Origin of the sequence: Pseudoalteromonas sp. APM04 (assembly GCF_022809815.1) — a bacterium.
Lineage (GTDB): Bacteria > Pseudomonadota > Gammaproteobacteria > Enterobacterales > Alteromonadaceae > Pseudoalteromonas > Pseudoalteromonas marina.
In genome coordinates, this window is the sequence record NZ_CP094441.1 from 2,355,841 (window position 1) to 2,373,767 (window position 17,927).

Here is a 17,927-nt window from a genome sequence, read left to right on the forward strand (position 1 = left end):
GACACACATGTCAGATTTAAAAACAATGATCGAAAACGCATGGGATAACCGTGACAGCATTAGCCCAAGCACTGTATCTAGCGATGTAAAACAAGCTATTATTGACGCGCTAGAACTACTTGATAGCGGTGCCGCGCGTGTTGCTGAAAAAATATCAGGCGAATGGGTTGTACACCAATGGCTTAAAAAAGCAGTTTTACTATCTTTTCGTATTCGCGACAACCAACCAATGAACGACGGCGTTAATCAGTTTTACGACAAAGTACCGCTTAAATTTAGCGACTACACGCCAGAGCAATTTCAACAAGGCGGCATGCGCGTAGTGCCTAACGCAGTAGCACGTAAAGGCAGCTTTGTAGGTAAAAACGTCGTACTTATGCCCTCGTACGTAAACATTGGCGCATACGTTGACGAGGGCACCATGGTTGATACATGGGCCACTGTTGGCTCATGTGCACAAATTGGTAAGAACGTGCATTTATCTGGCGGCGTTGGCATAGGCGGCGTTTTAGAGCCACTACAAGCTAACCCAACCATCATTGAGGACAATTGTTTTATTGGCGCACGTTCTGAAATTGTTGAAGGTGTAGTAGTAGAAGAAGGCGCTGTTATTTCAATGGGCGTTTATATCAGCCAAAGCACTCGTATTTACGACCGTGAAACCGGCGAAATTCACTACGGCCGCGTACCTGCAGGCGCAGTAGTTGTACCAGGTGCACTACCATCAAAAGATGGCACACACAGCCTTTACGCTGCAATCATTGTCAAAAAAGTAGATCAACAAACACGCGAAAAAGTAGGCATCAACGCCCTACTTCGCTCGATTGATGATTAAATAGAAAACAATGGCATTAGTATAAATTATTGATGAAAAAATAAGGCTCTGAACCTTTTTAGATTTAGAGCCTTACATTTTTTTAAAGCGTTCGTTTATATACGTTAATTCCCAAAAGCTACATCTACCATTTTGAATAGTGATCTTCTGCTAAGCCCCACTGCCCGTTGAGTGTTATCACTTCATTAGGAAGCGTTATTTGACCGAAATAACGACCGATTTTTTGTGTGAAATTCGTGGCCACAATGAGTAAATTAGTTTTATCAAAACGTTGGCTTACAGGTTCAAAAGTAAGATTAATCAGGCCGTCGTTTGAGTGGAGTTCCCACTTGTCACAATCAATTTCGATACCATAACGATTAAACTTAAAATCAACCATATCAATTTTGTATAGCTTTCCGTCAAGCCAAATAGCATTTTCAGTAAATCCTGTTTCAATTACACCTGCTGAAAGGTTTAATCCCAAGTAGCGTCCATCAGGTAATTTGCAGGCAAGGCTTGCCCAATTCCAAAATGTTTCACGACGCATATAGCCTGCACTCCAATCTACACAGGCCAATGAGTTCATATGGCTAAAATCGTAGCGGGTATTTTTTAATAGAAGCGTGCCAGAGCAATTTAGCGCGGCCGATTTTTGGGTGAAATGGAAACCAGCATAACCAGCTCGAGCACATACACTCAAAGGAAGGTAATTATCTGACTCGTTAATTATTGCATCAAGGATCAGCGTGGTACTTATTTTAACTGTTACCTTTCGTTCACCGGGTCTATCTGTGGTATTAACGTAAACGCTGTTATCACCCTTTTTAAAATAACTATTGCCAGAATTTGGCAGCGGCTCAATTAATGTGTTTTTAGAAAATAAATTTACAAAGCTGTGCTCGTCTAACTGCTCTGTTTTTAAATTGTAAACATAAACAAAACAGTTGCTGGCAATTTTTAAATCAACGATTGCAAGCCCAATAACTAATTCATCGCAAGTAATGCTTATAAACTGAAACTGGTTAAACTTAAATCTTTTTGCAAGTTTACCGCATGGCTTATCCATTGCGTTTCTTAAATCAAAATCTAAGTAATTAATATGCTCAATCCCCTGTGGGAATAAACCAAAGTTAGCCTGTCCATCAGGGTTAATCAGCTGCAGTTTTTTTGGCATGTAACTATCCTTTCATTTACAGCCTATATTATTCTCGGACACAAAATAATCAACCTAAGAAGATAATTACATGGTAAATATTCGTTTTGTTATCCATATGCTTTTGTCGTAACAATTTTAATAAAGGGTGATAGTTTACCAACACCAATAAAAAAGCACTTATAAAAATAAGTGCTTTTAGGTTTGCTCAATTAATTTTTTAATTACAGCGCGTTAAATACGTCGTCTGTTTTAGCTGCGCAAATAAAGTCGTTTTTGTGCAAGCCTTTAATTGAATGGCTCCACCACGTTACAGTTACTTTGCCCCACTCGGTTAATAAACCAGGATGGTGGCCTTCGTCTTCTGCCATGTCGCCTACTTTGTTAGTAAACGCGATAGCTTGTTTAAAGTTTTTAAATTTATAAACACGCTCTAGCTGCATGATGCCGTCGCGTACTTCTGGTACCCAGTCTGGTATTTTTGTAATAAGTTGTGCAAGCTCTTCGTCAGACACTTTTGGTGCATCTACGTGACAAGCTTCGCATTTTTGTTCACTTAATGAAGACATTTTAAATCCTTACTTTAGCGTTTCTTTTAAATTAAAGTTAACTGGCTAATTTTTCTTTTGGTGGAAATTTGGGGTCATGCAAACCAAGCTCTTTAGCTTGCTCAACCAAAGTCATAATATCCATTTGCGATATATCAAACAGATCATGAATCGAATTAATGGTGTAGTACTGCGGTTGCATAATATCAATGCGATAAGGCGTACGCAGTACATCGATTACGCTCATAGGCGTTATTTCTGGTGTATCTGAATACACATACTGCGTTTCACCCGGGCTTGATAAAATTCCGCCACCGTAAATACGCAGGCCGTTTTCGGTTTGCATTAAACCAAACTCAACGGTAAACCAGTACATGCGTGCAAGGTAAACACGATCTTTTTTCTGCGCTGCGTACCCTAATTGCCCGTATTTGTGTGTGAACTCGGCGAAATCAGGGTTTGTTAGCATAGCGCAGTGGCCAAATATTTCATGAAAAATATCTGGCTCTTGAAGATAATCAAACTCTTCACGGCTACGAATAAACGTGGCAACCGGAAACTGTTTATTTGCTAACAACCTAAAAAACTCATCAAAATCGATAAGTGCAGGTACAGGCGCTACTTGCCAACCGGTGGTGGCAAGGAGTACCTCGTTAAGCTCGCTTAGTTGCGGTATACGGTCGTGTGGAAGATTTATTTTTTTAAGTCCTTCCATATACTCATCGCAGGCCTTGCCCTCTATGCACGCAAGTTGGCGTGCTACAAGCTCAGACCAAATTTTATTTTCTTCATCACTCCAATGTATAACACCATTTTCGTCTGGTGTTTTGGATGTGTATTTACTTGCTTTAGCCATAAGTACCTTCTGGGTTGTGAGCCCTAAATCGGTGTCAGTGTGATACTCAAACCTATTGAATATCGAGTGACCCCATACTATGTAAAAGTGAAGAAAAGTTTAATAGACAAGCTAACATCTGTACTTGGCGCGATCACCTCATTCGTAAAGTTAAAATTACACATGTGACACATTAAAATTACAGCCACGAATATAAAGGCCCTATACGAAGCTTTATGTGTAAACAAATAAATACAGCTAAAAGATTTGAGTAAACGCCTGGTCTAAATCACTAATAATGTCGTTAACATCTTCAAGCCCAACAGAGAGCCTGATCAACCCGTCACTGATACCAGCGGCGGCTCTCTCTTCTGGTGAATAAGGAGAATGGGTCATAGACGCAGGATGCTGAATCAGTGTTTCAGCATCGCCTAGGCTTACAGCAAGTGTACAAAGCTTCATGCTATCAATAAATTGCGCACCTTGTTGTAAAGTGCCTTTTATTTCAAACGCAATCACGCCACCTGCAGCTTTCATTTGATTACCAATAAATTTATTTCCTGGGTGTGATTTAAGGCCGGGGTAATAAACAATATTAACTTTATGATGCGCCTCTAGGTATTCAGCCACTGTTTGTGCACTCTGACAGTGACGCTCCATGCGTATGGCTAAAGTTTTTAATCCACGGTTTATTAGCCATGCGTCGTGTGGGCTTATAGTTGCACCAATGTCTTTTAGTACGGTCATTTTAATCAAGGTAATATGCTCAAGCGATCCACACACAAGTCCTGCCACCACATCGCCATGGCCATTTATGTATTTGGTTGCACTGTGCATAATGATATCAATGCCATATTGTTTTGGTGATTGCAGCAATGGCGTTAAAAAGGTGTTGTCTACCACGCTAATTAAGTTGTGCTGTTTAGCAATAGCGCCAATAAGTGCTAAATCAATCACAGCCATTGTTGGGTTTATTGGTGTTTCTACAAATATCATTTTGGAATTAGGTTTAATGGCAGCCCGTAGTTCGTCCTCGTTGGTCATATCAACAAACGTAACTTCAATTCCCCAACGCGGTAACATGTGTGCAAAAAACGCGAACGTACAACCATATAATGCACTTGATGCTACAAGATGGTCGCCCTGTGATAAAAAACTCAATACCGATGCCGATACAGCACCCATGCCTGTGGCCGTTGCCGCAGCGGCTTCGCAGCCCTCTAGCTGTGCTATCTTTTGTTCAAGTTCGGTGGTCGTTGGGTTACCTAAACGGGTGTAAATATAACCGGGTTCTTCACCTGCAAATCGTGCGGCACCTTGTGCTGCATTTTCAAAATGAAAGGTTGAGGTTTGATACAAAGGCGACGTAAGTGCGCCATGTGGGTCGTTTGCTTTTTGCGGGCCATGGATACATTGTGTATGAAGATGATGCTTGGTCATTATCTTTGTGCTCATTTTTATTATGTGTTGTTAGTGACATAGATAAAAACGTACCACAGTTTAAATCACAAGCATGCCGGATGCTCAGATGGCTATTTGTGCAAAGTTTACCCGTTTACCTGTACACAAATATTTCCATGTTATTGTGTGGGCTCTGTTTTTCCTCGTTTTAAAATTTTACCTGCAATGCTCTGAACGGTCCCTTTCAACAGGCTGCGCTTGTGTTCTAGTTTAGGTAATGGGCGACTTAACTCCATTGCTTTATAGCCAATTCGCGCTGTAAAAATCCCTGCACTCACACCTTGTGCGGCTCGCCCAGAAAGCTTACCAAGCAATTCTGCGCTGAGCGCAGTGGCTGCTAAATCAGAGATAAGCTCTGCACTGCCTACAAACATCACTTGTTTTATAAGCATACGGTAAAGCTTAATGCGGCTTGCGTAACCAAAACCAATGCCATAAATTTTACCTATTTGCTCAATTAACTTAGTACCACGCCAAAGCACAGCCATCATATCCACCAGCGCAATGGGGCTCAGTGCAACTAATAAAGCTGACTCTGTTGCAAAACGGTTTATAAGCTTTTTAGCTTGCGTGTCTTGCGTTATAAGCAAGCTATTTGCGTAAAGCGTCATTATTTCTTTATCACTGTGATGCTGTGCAACTTGCTTTTTAAAGCTGTCAAAATTATTAAGCTTTTGGTGCTTGTTTAGTTTTTCAAGCCACGGTAATGCGCCGCCTACTTGCTCACTATTTAAGAGTCTGTCGGCTTCTTGGCGGTGTAACTGATTACGCTTTAAACTGCGCAGCATTCTATATTCGCGCCATAACATGCGCCCAATAAGAAGCACACCACTTACCACTGCGGTTAAATACACACCGCCTAAAACAACCGACTGTTGAAATGCAAACACTAATGAATAAGCAAATTCAAGTAACACCAGTACTAAAAAGCTTATGGCAAACACACCTTTAAGCGTTTGCCATTTTGACTTTTTATATACTGGCTCTAGGTCTATTTCATCTTCTATAAACTCTTCATCAGGCTCTTCAATGTATTCACTTTGACCCTGAGTAATTATTTTTGCAGGAGCAAGCGTAGGCTCAACTTGCTCATCTGCTTGGGTATCAATTCGCCTACCTGCTTGAAAAGTTTGCTGTGTGTCGCTCATGATAATTTGTCTCCTAATAGATACTGCATCACATGATCAAGGCGAATATGTTTAAGTTGCTTGTCGGGGGTTGGCATAGGCGCAAACGACAAAAACTCAAAACCCTGCGCTGGCCACTCATTTTTATTAAGCATGCGGTTAGGTGGTTGTGGGGGTAAGTAGGTTAGCCAATCTTGCTCGTTAAGTGGCTTGCCGTAAATACACTCTAGCGTTTGGCCTTTATCGGTAACTTGACGCGGCTGCGTTGCAGTAATTGACGACATAGCCATTGTTTCTATTTGTACGCCATCAAATTTTAAATAGTTAGTTTGCTCATGCACTAGCGAATCAAGTAGAAGTGCTAAGTCTTTGTGGTGCTTGGCACTTATGTGATCTGACTTATTGGCAGCAAAGAGTATTTTATCTATGTTGGGTTTAAATAAGCGCTTAAAAAATCCCGACTCGCCGTAATTAAAGTGAGCGAGTAATTGGTTGATTACGCTACTTTGCTCTTGTAGTGTTTCGTGGCCTTCGTTTAAAGCACTTAATACATCAACTAACACAATTTGGCGGTCAAAATGTTTAAAGTGCTCGTTATAAAAAGGCTTAACCACTTCTTTTACATAGGCATTAAAGCGCTTAATGAGATGCTCTAAATTTGACCCCGCAATAATATCATCGCTATTAACCTGCTTAAAATTAACAGGGAAAAACAATAATAGCGGCGCGCCTTTTAAATCACCAGGCATAAGCATTCGCCCAGGTTGTAACATAGCTAGTTTGGTGTCTTTTTTAAGGCCCACAAGCATATGTTGATAAAGTTCAGCAATTTGCGCAAGTACGCTCTCATCTACAGGTGCGTTTAAATCAAGCTGATCAAGCGCATTTAAAAATTCACTAGAGGTGTTCACACGCGGGTGCTGTAATAACAGCGGGTACTGCTGCTCGCACCACTGGCTATAACTTTGCTCAAGCATAGGTAAATCAAGTAACCATTCACCTGGGTAGTCAATAATGTCTAAATACAGAGTAGATTGTGGCGAAAAATGCCCACGTAACCCTGAGGCACTTTGGTATTTAATAGCCAAACGCAAGGTGTTAATACGCTCAGTTGATGCAGGCCATGTAGGCATCCCATCACTTGGGAGTAAAGCATTGAGTGCTCGCGGATAGTCAAAAGTTGGGACCTTTAACGCCTCTTGCGGTACAACTTTAGTGGCTATGTGGCGCTGCTCTCGCATTACATCAAAAAAAGGGAGGTTTTTATCGTTAGCCTGTGTAGTTAACTGCTTGACTAGAGCTGTAATAAAGGCGGTTTTACCGCTACCGCTTAACCCAGTTACAGCCAATTTTACATGCTGATCTAAACTACGGTGGAGGGCTTTTTGGGCATTGCCTTTAATACTTTTAAAGGTCTTTTTAGCAAATGAAGTACGACTCATAATGGGCTAGCACTTCATTGATGCTTAATCACCGAACAAAGTGCTATTAAATCCTTTAAAGTTTGTTGATTTCACGGCTTACCGTAAACTCGCTTGAGGTAACATGGCGTTCCATATCCTGAAGGCGTGTATCTACTCGCGCTAAACGCTCTTTTAAATCTTGTAAAGCGCGGCGCGGTGGCTCACCCTTTTGCCATACTTTAAATTTTACCTCTAACGGATCGTCAGCTTTTGTTGAGCTGCTCGCATGTGCAGTCGTTGGCTCTTTTTTGTCTAATATAAACCACGCTGCAATGTACGCTACCACAAACAATGGGCCACCTGCTAGCAGTACCGCACTAACAAATATAATGCGAACTAACCATAACTCCATATTAAAGTAGTCACTTAATCCCGCACATACTCCGGCTATTTTACCGCGTTGTGGGTCTCTTAATAATTCGCGTTTGGCATTCATACTTTGCGTCTCCATTGTGGTGACTCTTGGTCTAGCAATGCTTCAAGTGTTTCGACTCTATCAGCCATACGTTCAGCTTTGTGTGCTAGTTCTAATAACTGGCGATGTTCGTGTTCACTTAACCCTTGGCTTACTTGTTTTTTGCTACGGTAGTGTAAAATTAACCACAGTGGCGCAACAAAAATCATAAACAAGATAAATGGTGCAACTAGTATCTCTGGATCAAACATAACCCTCTCCTGACAATCCGTTCAAATTTGTTAAGCAGTGGGGCACATTACATGCCCCTGCGTAAATTACTTATCAGCAAGCTTCTTTTTAAGTTCAGCTAGCTCATCATCAATTTTTTCATTTTTTTGTAAATCAGCAATTTCGTCTGCTAACGTTTGCTTACCTAAATCGTAAGACTCTATTTGAGATTCTAGTCCATCAATTTTAGTTTCGTAACGTTCAAAGCGATTAAGTGCATCTTCTACCTTCGAGCTATCAAGTGCTTTTTTCACTTCTAGGCGCGACTCAGCTGAACGCTGACGAAGAATTATTGCCTTTTGACGTGATTTAGCATCAGCTAACTTTTCTTGTAACGTGGTCACTTCTTGCTGAAGCTTCTCAATATGAGACTCTACATGCTCAAGTTCACCTTCAACAGCCGTCACTGCATCTGCCGACTTTTGCTTTTCGAGCAATGCTGAACGAGCTAAATCTTCGCGGTCTTTACTAAGTGCTAACTCAGCTTTTTCTTGCCAGTCACTTACTTGAACTTTAAGTGTATCTAGGCGGCGAACAATTTCTTTTTTCTCTGCCAGAGTTTTAGCTGACGTAGAGCGAACCTCTACTAGTGTATCTTCCATTTCTTGGATAATCAGACGCACCATTTTTTCTGGGTCTTCTGCTTTATCTAAAATGGCATTGATATTAGAATTAACAATATCTGCAAAACGTGAAAAAATTCCCATAACATTTACCTCTGTAATTAAAACTTAGTTAGTCTGCTTTAACTAGTATCAATATGCTTGCCAACTTTTTAAAAACTAAAATACACTGTATTTTCATTAAGTTAAACTAAATATACAAATTACTTTAGTTATTCATAATTATGAAATACACTAACAGTTAGTAAAAATGACTAAGACTTAGGGAATATGAGCCAATATCGCCAACAAGACAATTTACTGGGCCAATCAGACAGCTTTTTATCTGTGTTGGATCAAGTATCGCAACTAGCTAATCTAGATAAGCCGGTGCTTATTATTGGCGAACGAGGCACAGGTAAAGAGCTTATAGCTGCCCGCCTGCATTTTTTATCTAAACGTTGGGATCAAAACTACGTAAAACTAAATTGTGCTGCATTGAACGAGAACCTGCTCGAAAGTGAATTGTTTGGTCATGAAAGCGGCGCATTTACGGGGGCCAGTAAACGTCACGAAGGCCGTTTTGAACGAGCTAACAGCGGTACACTATTTTTGGATGAATTAGCAAATACATCAGCCATGGTACAAGAAAAACTCCTACGCGTTATAGAGTATGGTGAGTTTGAACGTGTTGGCGGCAAGCAAACTGTAAAAGTAGATACTCGCCTAGTATGCGCCACCAATGAAGACTTACCACACCTTGCTGAACAAGGTGAGTTTAGAAGTGATTTACTTGATAGATTAGCATTTGATGTAATAACGCTTCCCCCACTGCGTGAACGTCAAGACGATATTATGCTGCTTGCAGAGCAATTTGCGATGAACATGGCACGCGATTTAGAGTGGGAGCTATTCAGCGGGTTTACTCGAAGCGCTACAGAAACGCTTTTATCGTATAACTGGCCTGGTAATATTCGTGAGCTTAAAAATGTGGTTGAACGTAGCTTATATCGCCACGGAAGTGAACATATTCCCGTTCACCAGATTATTTTAGACCCATTCGAAAGTCCATTTAGACCTAAAGCGCGTATTAAAGCACCAATAACCACTCAACATGTTAGTGCTGAGCCTGTTTCTGTTGCAGCGCCTGTAAACGTTTCTGAGCAAAAAGTTGAAGCCAATATTCAATTTCCTTGTAGCTTAAAAGAACGCTCAAATGAATTTGAAATAAATATGATTAACAAAGCGCTTGAGCACAGCCAATTTAATCAAAAGAAAACTGCAGAAGTCCTTGGTTTAACGTATCATCAATTACGTGGGTATCTAAAAAAATACAATTTGTTGGATCAACAATAGTTAGAGGTTATGCGTGTGCATAAATTTTTACTTGCTTTACTAGCAGGCACTTTAGTTGGCTGCTTAGATAGTGAAGAACGCGTTATTGAAGAAAAAAACCAAGGCTTGGTCTATTGCGCCGAGGCAAACCCTGTGTCGTTTAACCCACAAGTGACAACCACAGGCTCAACTATTGATATTATTGCCAATCAGCTTTATGACCGCTTAATAAGTATTGATCCGGTTACTGCTGAGTTTCAGAGCGAACTCGCAACAGATTGGAAAGTAAGTAAAGATGGTAAATCGGTCACCTTTACTCTTCGAAAAGACGTACCATTTCATACCACCGCGTACTTTACACCTAGCCGGACTTTTAACGCCGATGACGTAATTTTTACCTTTAGCCGCTTATTTGATGTGTACAACCCTTATCATTTTGTGGGTGATGCCAGTTACCCTTATTTTCAAAGTGTAGGCGTTGATCAGCTTATTCGTAAAATTGTTCGCGTGTCTGACCACCAAGTTAGATTTGAATTATTTAATGCTGAAAGTAGTTTTTTAGCTAACATGGCCACTGACTTTGCGGTTGTTTTATCGGCCGAGTATGCAATGAAACGCAAAGCGGCAGAGCAAGAAGAATTTTTTGATCAATACCCTGTGGGCACTGGTCCTTATATTTATCGTGAATATCGACGTGATAATTTAGTCCGCTTTTACCGTAACCCCGATTATTGGAAACACGACGTTGCCCTTGAACAACTCGTTTACGACATTACCCCTAATGGCACAGCGCGCATTGCAAAGCTGTTAACTAAAGAGTGCGATTTAGCTGCGCACCCAAGTAGCGCACAATTAAGTATTTTAGCTCAGCGTGAAGATATTAATATTGAAAAAGAAACCAACCTCAATGTTGGATACTGGGCTTTTAACACAGAACGCCCACCTTTTGACGACATTCGAGTTCGCAAGGCGCTTGCACATGCCATTGATACAGATAAAATAATGCAAGCGGTATATTACGGTAATGGAACACGTGCCGAATCGATGTTACCACCAACCTCATGGGCTTTTAACGCTCAAACAAGTATGCCATCATTTGACCCTGATCTTGCTAAAAAGCTACTCGCTGAAGCCGGCTTTTCTGATGGGTTTGATATGAATATTTGGGCCATGCCAGTGAGTCGTATTTATAACCCCAATGCACGTAAAATGGCTGAACTAATGCAAAGTGACTTACGCAAAGTAGGTGTTAACGTCAGTATTGTAGAATACGAGTGGAATACGTTTATTCAGCGAATTGGAGAGCACAGACACGATAGCGTGCTCCTCGGCTGGGCAGCAGATACGCCAGACCCCGATAACTTCTTTAGCCCGTTATTAAGCTGCTCAGCAACATTTAGTGGCAAAAACCCAGCCAATTGGTGCAACCCTAAATTTGATCTATTACTGGCGCAAGCACTCGATACGACAGACTTAAATATGCGAAAAAAATACTATGCCGATGTGCAGTCGCTTATTATGGATGAATTACCCTTGTTGCCCATTGCTCATGGGTTGCGGTTTCAAGCAAGCAGTGCCGATGTAGACGGCATAGAGCTTGGCCCATTTGGGGCTATTTCGTTAGCCAATGCGAGGAAAAAGTAATGATCCTCGATTATATTTTACGCCGCCTTGGTTTATTACTTTTTATGTTGCTCATGCTCAGCATTTTTACATTTTCGTTGGCGTACTTATTCCCTGGTGATCCATTAAGTAATTTAAGTGGCGTTCCGAGTAATAATTTTTCTCAAAATACGCAATTAGAAGATAAATACTTTTATAACAGTAATTATTTTATGCAATACCTCGCCTTTTTAGGGCGAGTTTTTCAGGGTGATTGGGGATTATCGTTTGCCTCTGGCGACAATGTTTTTTCACATATTCTTGATTTATTACCAGCGACGTTAGAGCTTAGTGTGTATGCACTTATTGTGTCTATATTTGTTGGCGTGCCTGCTGGTATTTTAGGCTCAGCATATTACAATCGCTGGCCAGATAAGCTTATTAATTCAACCACCATTGTGGGCTATTCTATGCCTGTATTCTGGTTAGCTTTATTACTAATTATGATTTTTTCGCTCAAATTGGGGTGGTTTCCTATGTCGGGTAGAATGGGGCTTCTTTATGAAATTCCAGCGGCCAGCGGGTTTATGCTCATTGATATCATGCTTGCCGGCTTTCCGTATAAAGGAATGGCATTTTTAGATGCATTACACCACTTAACTTTGCCCACAATTGTGCTTGCCACATATCCAACCACCGTGCTTGTAAGATTTACCCGTGAATCAATGTTGAAAATAATGGATCAAAACTTTATTAAAACAGCACGCGCGAAGGGGTTAAACCGACGCCAATTAATCATGCATCATGCACTACGCAATGCGCTTTTACCGGTAATTAAAAAAATTGGTTTGCAATTCAGTACACTAATAACGCTTGCTATGATCACCGAAGTTATTTTTTCGTGGCCTGGTATTGGCCGCTGGTTGATAGACAGCATTTACCAGCGCGACTTTCCTGCAATTCAGGGAGGCCTAATGGCTGTATCCTTATTTGTTATTTTAGCCACTATAACAACCGAACTTCTTTATAGTATATTCGACCCACTCTCACGGAACCAAGCCCATGGCAAAGTTTAAGGTATTTTCTGAAGAGTCGAATAAATCGCCACTGGCGCGATTTTGGCGAAAATTTAAAAATAACCACCCTGCCCTTGTTGGTTTATGGGTGTTTTTGGCATTTGCCTTGCTCGCTGCCAGCGCACCATTTTTAGCGCCTTATGGGGTAAACCAACAGCACAGTGATGCGCTACTTATTCCACCCTCATGGCGAGAAATGGGCGATGTGCGTTTTATTTTAGGCACTGATGATTTAGGACGTGATGTGTTGTCGCGTTTAATGAACGGCGCAACCTATACATTTGGTTTATCGGTCGTCGCTGCATTATTGACCACCATAATTGGTGTATTAGTCGGCACATTTGCTGGCATTAGTCGAGGTATGCGTTCTAGCTTTTTGAACCACTTACTTGATATCACTCTTTCAATACCGTCTTTATTATTGGCTATTATCATTATTGCAGTATTAGGCCCGGGCTTGATGAATACAGTATGGGCTATTATTTTAGCCTTACTACCTCAGTTTATTCACTCGATTAGAAACCTAATAGTAGAAGAGCTAAGCAAAGATTACATTACGGCGTTTAAGCTCGACGGCGCTTCAAATTGGCATATTATATCGCGCGGTATTTTTCCTAATATTTACGAACACATAGTGGTTATTTTTACTATGGCACTGTCTACGGCCATACTAGATATTTCTGCGTTGGGTTTTTTAAAGTTAGGCGCACAACCCCCAACCACTGAATGGGGTGCCATATTGGCAGAAAACCTTGGCCTAATTTATTTAGCACCTTGGACGGTTGCCTTACCAGGCGTATTATTATTTTTAGCGGTATTATCGACCAATTTAGTAGGCGATGGACTTAGACAAGTGCTAAAAGAGCGCAAGGCCGATTAAATGCAATTATTAGATGTTAGAAATTTAACCATTGAACTGCGCACTTCAGAAACAGTTATAAGAGCAGTTGATAGGGTCAGCTTTAGCTTAAAAGAAGGTGAAGTGCATGCGCTTGTAGGTGAGTCAGGCTCAGGTAAAAGCCTAATCGCAAAAGCAATAGTAGGTGTATTAAACGAACGCTGGAATATAACCGCTGATAGAATTCACTGGCGTGGTGTTGACCTAATGCGCCTCACTCCGGAGCAACGCAGACAAACGGTTAGCAAAGATATTGCAATGATCTATCAAGATCCTAGCCGTTGCCTTGACCCTACAGCGAAAATTTTTAATCAAATTGCTGAAACCTTACCTGAAGTCGCTCGCAAAGGATTCTTTTTAAAACGAAATCGCGAACGAAAAGACCGCGTTAAAGCACTTATCCATAAAGTTGGTATTAAAAACCATGAAGCGGTACTAGACAGCTACCCTCATGAGCTCTCAGAAGGTGTGTGTCAAAAGGTAATGATTGCAATGGCAATTGCCCGAACACCTAAGCTATTAATTGCTGATGAGCCGACTACGGCACTTGAGAGTACTACCCGTGCGCAAGTGTTTAGGTTATTAAAAAGCCTCAATCAACTCAAGAATATGTCTATTTTAATGATTTCACATGAGCTTGAAGAGATTGCTGATTGGTCTCATGGGATTCATGTTTTGTATTGCGGGCAAATGGTTGAAGCAGGTCCAACTCATAAAATATTTAAGCAACCTCGCCATCCATACACCCAAGCACTTTTGAAAAGCTTGCCAGATTACGAGCAAGGCTTAGCTCATAAAGAACCGTTTTATGCGCTTAAAGGTACTATTCCTACTTTACAACATTTACCAATTGGTTGCCGACTTGGGCCACGTTGCCCACAAGCACAAAAAGAATGTGTAGTTACACCTGCTCTCACTAAACACAGTGGGCACAGCTACGCTTGTCACTTTCCGCTTATAAAGGAGGTGAAGTAATGCAGCCTACTCTCAAAGTACAAGCGCTATCTAAAACATTTGATGTGCGAGCGGGTTTATTTAAACGCAAAAAATTTGAAGTGCTAAAAAACATTTCTTTTTGTATTGGTAAAGGTGAAACCATTGCCGTAATTGGTGAAACAGGCTCGGGGAAAAGTACGTTAGCTAAGTTACTTGCCGGTGCCGATAACGCAAACGCTGGGCAAATATTACTTGAAGGCAATGTAATAGAAGATAACGGTATTCGTGATAACCAATGTCGTCACATTAGAATGATTTTTCAAGACTCAGGGGCGTCGTTAAACCCAGGTTTAACTATTGGCGACATGCTTGATGATTGCTTGCAATACAATACGGACTTTGATGAAGAAGAGCGCTCAGAAAAAATAAATACAACACTCTCTAAAGTTGGATTGCTAGTCGATCACCAACATTACTATCCACATATGTTCAGTGTTGGCCAATTACAACGTGTGGCTTTTGCCAGAGCGCTTATTTTAGATCCTAAAGTGATGGTGCTCGATGAAGCCGTATCGTCTTTAGACCCTTCTATACGTGCCCAAATAGTAAATTTATTACTCAAGTTACAACGTGAAACGGGTTTAACTTATGTCATGATCACCCATCACCTTAGTTTAGTACGCCATATTAGTGATCAAGTCATTGTGCTAGATAAAGGCGAGGTGGTTGAGTATGGTTTAACAGAAAATGTATTTAATAATCCTCAGTCAAAAATAACGCAGCGTCTATTAAGCTGTTAATGCAGTTTTTTGTTATGTAAGTGCATTTTAGAAGGTCTTGTTATTAACTTTTACTTTTTAACAAGGCCACTCCATGCTCAAACACACACTACTTAGTATTACTCCCCTACTGATTTTATCAGCCTCTGCTATTGCCGAGCCCTCTAACAAAGTTAAAAACTAGGTTGGCGGAATCGATCATTTAGGTTTAACTGTTTCAGATTTAAATTCATCTAAAGCGTTTTTTACTGATGTGCTTGGTTTTAAAGTGCTGGGAAATGATCCAACTTATCCTGCGTACTTTTTATCTAATAAAAAAACAACCATTACATTGTGGCGAATTAAGAATAATGAAAAACGTGTAGAGTTTAATCGAGCAAAAAATGTGGGCCTACACCATTTAGCACTCAGTGTTAAGAGTATTGAAAAGTTAAGCAGGCTGCATAAGCACTTAAAAATGCAAAATAATAATACTATAGAATTTGCACCAGAGAATTTAGGTAAAGGCCCTGCGCAGCACATGATGATAAGAGAGCCTAGCGGTAACCGTATTGAATTTATTGCAAGGCCTATCTAGCGCCCTAAAATGATTGGTATTATTACGCAGTAGTATAAACACACTCGAATTTAAAACAATAAAAAAGGCGCTCATAAGCGCCTTTTTTAATAACCAAAATTAACTTATTCAGCAGCTTGTTCAACTACTGGTAAATTAAGTTCAGCTTTAGCTTTAAGCGACTCTATGAAAACCATATAGTTTTTGTTTGCTTGAGCCATTGTAATGCTTTGTTTAGCTTGTGGGTCAATATCAGCCGTTACTGTAGCATCTGTCACCGAGTTAAGTGCAACAATCGCTGCATCACCGTTATTTAAGTCAACAACATCTACCACTGCAGTGTCTGCTGGGTGAGCCATTTTAAATGCCTGAGTAACAATCGCTGGCGAGACAGCAAAACTTTGACGATTTAGTTGTGACTCTTGACGAAGCGTTAAACCTTGCTCAGTTGCAATATCATTCAAACTTTTACCTGCTTGAATTTCAGCAAACAAACTACGCGCTTTATCTTTGGCAAGCTCAGAGGTCTTGTCATTTACCAAGCGTGTTTTAATCTGTTCACTTACATCACTTAAAGGTTTGGTTGACGCTGGCTGATGCTCGTTAATACGCACGATAACAATGTGCTCATCGCCCAACTCAATAACTTCAGAGTTAACTTTGTCTTCAAGTAAGTCAACAGATGTTAGTGCAGTAATAACAGCCGGTGTATTTAACGGCTCAGGTAAAGCGTTCAATGCTAAAAGAGGGGTTGACTGAACTTCTAGTTCAGCAACTTCTGCTGCATCATCTAAACGATCTGAAATTTCAAACGCAATTGCACCCATTTCGGTTTGCTTATCGTAAAATGCATCAATTTTTTCAGCACGCTCTAATTCAGCACGTAAGTCCGCTTTTACATCATCAAATGGTTTAACTTGTTGTGCCTGAATATCAGTCAGTTTAATGATGTGATAACCGAACTCTGACGCAACCACTTCTGAAAAATCACCTTTCGCTTCAAGTGAAAATGCTGCATCTTCAAATGCAGGATCCATTACATCACGTTCAATCCAATCAAGGTCACCGCCCATCTCTGCGCTAACGATATCATCAGATGAAGACTCTGCGAGTTCAGCAAAGTCTGCACCTTGTTGAAGCTCAGCATAAAGCGCATCAACTTTAGCTTTAGCTGCATCATCGTCTTCACTATTATCTATTAATATGTGAGACACACGACGTTTTTCAGGCTCAACATATTGCGCCTTATTTTGCTCATAAGACGCTTTCACATCTTCTTCAGTCACTGAACCAACAACTATATTTTCAGCTTTCAATTCGACATAGTTCACCGAGATAAGTTCTGGTGATAAAAACTGCGATGCATTTAGGTCATAGTAATCTGAAACTTCTTGCTCTGATACTTCAACATTATCTGCAAGTGACTCTTTATTAATTACTAAGTAATCAATGCTACGAGTTTGTTGTTGAAGAGCAATAGCACTTTTAAGCTCGCTTTCAAGCGCAAAGTCTGTGCCTGCAACTGCTGATACTAACTGACTGCGTGTCATGTCTTCGCGAAGGTATTCACGAAAAGTATCTGGTTGGAAGTTCATTTGACGAATTACTTGTAAATAACGATCGTTATTAAATTTATCGCCAAGTTGGAAGTAAGGCAATTCTAAAATTGTTTTACGAACTGTATCATCGCTTACGCGAAGGCCTAATTCTGCCGCTAACTGTGATTGCAATTCTTGTTGTACTAAACGGTCAATTACACCTTGACGAATTTGTGCCATATAATTTGGATCTGCAGCAATTTGTGTAAAGTACTCACCAAATTGTTGCTCTAAACGATTACGTTCGTTTTGGTACGCGCGGTTAAATTCCGTTTGGCTAATTTTAACTCCGTTTACTTCAGCAACAGGTTGTTCCGTGGTTTGACCTAGGTAACTACCGATCCCTGCTAAAGCAAAAGATAAAATCACCGCGCCTAAAATTATTTTGGCTACAGGTCCTTGCGAACCTTCTCTGATTTTCTCAAGCATTTGTTTATCTCTTTTTGATCAAGGCTC

General features: G+C 40.6%; 18 protein-coding genes. 8 read left to right on the forward strand and 10 right to left on the reverse strand.

Features of this window, described 5'->3' with window-relative positions:
• Positions 1 to 7 precede the first annotated feature (7 nt).
• Positions 8 to 835 carry a 2,3,4,5-tetrahydropyridine-2,6-dicarboxylate N-succinyltransferase gene (dapD, locus tag MTP24_RS10920; protein WP_010557180.1) on the forward strand — a complete coding sequence of 276 codons (828 nt, stop codon included), beginning with the start codon at positions 8 to 10 and terminating at the stop codon, positions 833 to 835.
• Positions 836 to 959: 124 nt separating this feature from the next.
• Here dapD and MTP24_RS10925 read toward each other — a convergent pair whose 3' ends face one another.
• From MTP24_RS10925 to pspA, 9 genes are all read right to left on the reverse strand, one after another.
• The gene (locus MTP24_RS10925) at positions 960 to 1,991 is read right to left on the reverse strand and encodes a DUF2804 domain-containing protein (protein WP_243531187.1); all 1,032 of its coding nucleotides are present in this window, start codon (positions 1,989 to 1,991) and stop codon (positions 960 to 962) included.
• A 203-nt stretch (positions 1,992 to 2,194) separates the two neighbouring features.
• Positions 2,195 to 2,539: a 4a-hydroxytetrahydrobiopterin dehydratase gene (locus MTP24_RS10930; protein ID WP_006793641.1), complete on the reverse strand. Its 345-nt coding sequence runs from the start codon at positions 2,537 to 2,539 to the stop codon at positions 2,195 to 2,197.
• Positions 2,540 to 2,576: 37 nt separating this feature from the next.
• Positions 2,577 to 3,374, reverse strand: a complete 798-nt coding sequence (gene phhA, locus MTP24_RS10935) for a phenylalanine 4-monooxygenase (protein WP_008126648.1) — start codon at positions 3,372 to 3,374, stop codon at positions 2,577 to 2,579.
• Between the two features lie 237 nt (positions 3,375 to 3,611).
• On the reverse strand, positions 3,612 to 4,793 hold the full coding sequence (gene megL / locus MTP24_RS10940; RefSeq protein ID WP_243531189.1) for a methionine gamma-lyase: 1,182 nt from the start codon (positions 4,791 to 4,793) through the stop codon (positions 3,612 to 3,614).
• A 140-nt stretch (positions 4,794 to 4,933) separates the two neighbouring features.
• Positions 4,934 to 5,962 carry a TIGR01620 family protein gene (locus MTP24_RS10945; RefSeq protein ID WP_243531191.1) on the reverse strand — a complete coding sequence of 343 codons (1,029 nt, stop codon included), beginning with the start codon at positions 5,960 to 5,962 and terminating at the stop codon, positions 4,934 to 4,936.
• The gene (locus MTP24_RS10950; RefSeq protein WP_058429498.1) at positions 5,959 to 7,383 is read right to left on the reverse strand and encodes a YcjX family protein; all 1,425 of its coding nucleotides are present in this window, start codon (positions 7,381 to 7,383) and stop codon (positions 5,959 to 5,961) included. Before MTP24_RS10950 ends, MTP24_RS10945 begins: the two co-directional genes overlap by 4 nt.
• 55 nt (positions 7,384 to 7,438) lie before the next feature.
• Positions 7,439 to 7,840 carry an envelope stress response membrane protein PspC gene (pspC, locus tag MTP24_RS10955; RefSeq protein ID WP_006793646.1) on the reverse strand — a complete coding sequence of 134 codons (402 nt, stop codon included), beginning with the start codon at positions 7,838 to 7,840 and terminating at the stop codon, positions 7,439 to 7,441.
• Complete coding sequence (gene pspB / locus MTP24_RS10960) at positions 7,837 to 8,070, reverse strand: envelope stress response membrane protein PspB (protein WP_006793647.1); 234 nt, start codon at positions 8,068 to 8,070, stop codon at positions 7,837 to 7,839. Before pspB ends, pspC begins: the two co-directional genes overlap by 4 nt.
• Positions 8,071 to 8,136: 66 nt before the next feature.
• Positions 8,137 to 8,796: a phage shock protein PspA gene (gene pspA / locus MTP24_RS10965; protein ID WP_006793648.1), complete on the reverse strand. Its 660-nt coding sequence runs from the start codon at positions 8,794 to 8,796 to the stop codon at positions 8,137 to 8,139.
• A gap of 186 nt (positions 8,797 to 8,982) precedes the next feature.
• On the opposite strand from pspA, the gene pspF reads away from it, so the two are divergent.
• The 7 genes from pspF (at position 8,983) to MTP24_RS11000 (ending at position 15,894) form a co-directional block, all read left to right on the forward strand.
• A complete protein-coding gene (gene pspF / locus MTP24_RS10970; RefSeq protein ID WP_008126638.1) occupies positions 8,983 to 10,047 on the forward strand; it encodes a phage shock protein operon transcriptional activator in 1,065 nt (354 codons plus the stop codon).
• A gap of 15 nt (positions 10,048 to 10,062) precedes the next feature.
• Entirely contained in the window at positions 10,063 to 11,670 is a 1,608-nt protein-coding gene (locus MTP24_RS10975; RefSeq protein WP_008126635.1) for an ABC transporter substrate-binding protein, read from the forward strand.
• Entirely contained in the window at positions 11,670 to 12,704 is a 1,035-nt protein-coding gene (locus MTP24_RS10980) for an ABC transporter permease (protein ID WP_243531194.1), read from the forward strand. The genes MTP24_RS10975 and MTP24_RS10980 overlap by 1 nt, the downstream gene beginning before the upstream one ends.
• Positions 12,691 to 13,584, forward strand: coding sequence for an ABC transporter permease subunit (locus MTP24_RS10985; protein ID WP_006793652.1), 894 nt, complete (start codon positions 12,691 to 12,693; stop codon positions 13,582 to 13,584). Before MTP24_RS10980 ends, MTP24_RS10985 begins: the two co-directional genes overlap by 14 nt.
• Positions 13,585 to 14,577: an oligopeptide/dipeptide ABC transporter ATP-binding protein gene (locus MTP24_RS10990; protein WP_058429500.1), complete on the forward strand. Its 993-nt coding sequence runs from the start codon at positions 13,585 to 13,587 to the stop codon at positions 14,575 to 14,577.
• The gene (locus MTP24_RS10995) at positions 14,577 to 15,338 is read left to right on the forward strand and encodes an ATP-binding cassette domain-containing protein (protein ID WP_138740105.1); all 762 of its coding nucleotides are present in this window, start codon (positions 14,577 to 14,579) and stop codon (positions 15,336 to 15,338) included. The genes MTP24_RS10990 and MTP24_RS10995 overlap by 1 nt, the downstream gene beginning before the upstream one ends.
• Before the next feature lie 172 nt (positions 15,339 to 15,510).
• Positions 15,511 to 15,894, forward strand: a complete 384-nt coding sequence (locus MTP24_RS11000; protein ID WP_243533713.1) for a VOC family protein — start codon at positions 15,511 to 15,513, stop codon at positions 15,892 to 15,894.
• A 104-nt stretch (positions 15,895 to 15,998) separates the two neighbouring features.
• On the opposite strand, the gene MTP24_RS11005 is transcribed toward MTP24_RS11000, so the two are convergent.
• Positions 15,999 to 17,900, reverse strand: a complete 1,902-nt coding sequence (locus MTP24_RS11005) for a SurA N-terminal domain-containing protein (protein WP_243531195.1) — start codon at positions 17,898 to 17,900, stop codon at positions 15,999 to 16,001.
• Between the last annotated feature and the right edge of the window lie 27 nt (positions 17,901 to 17,927).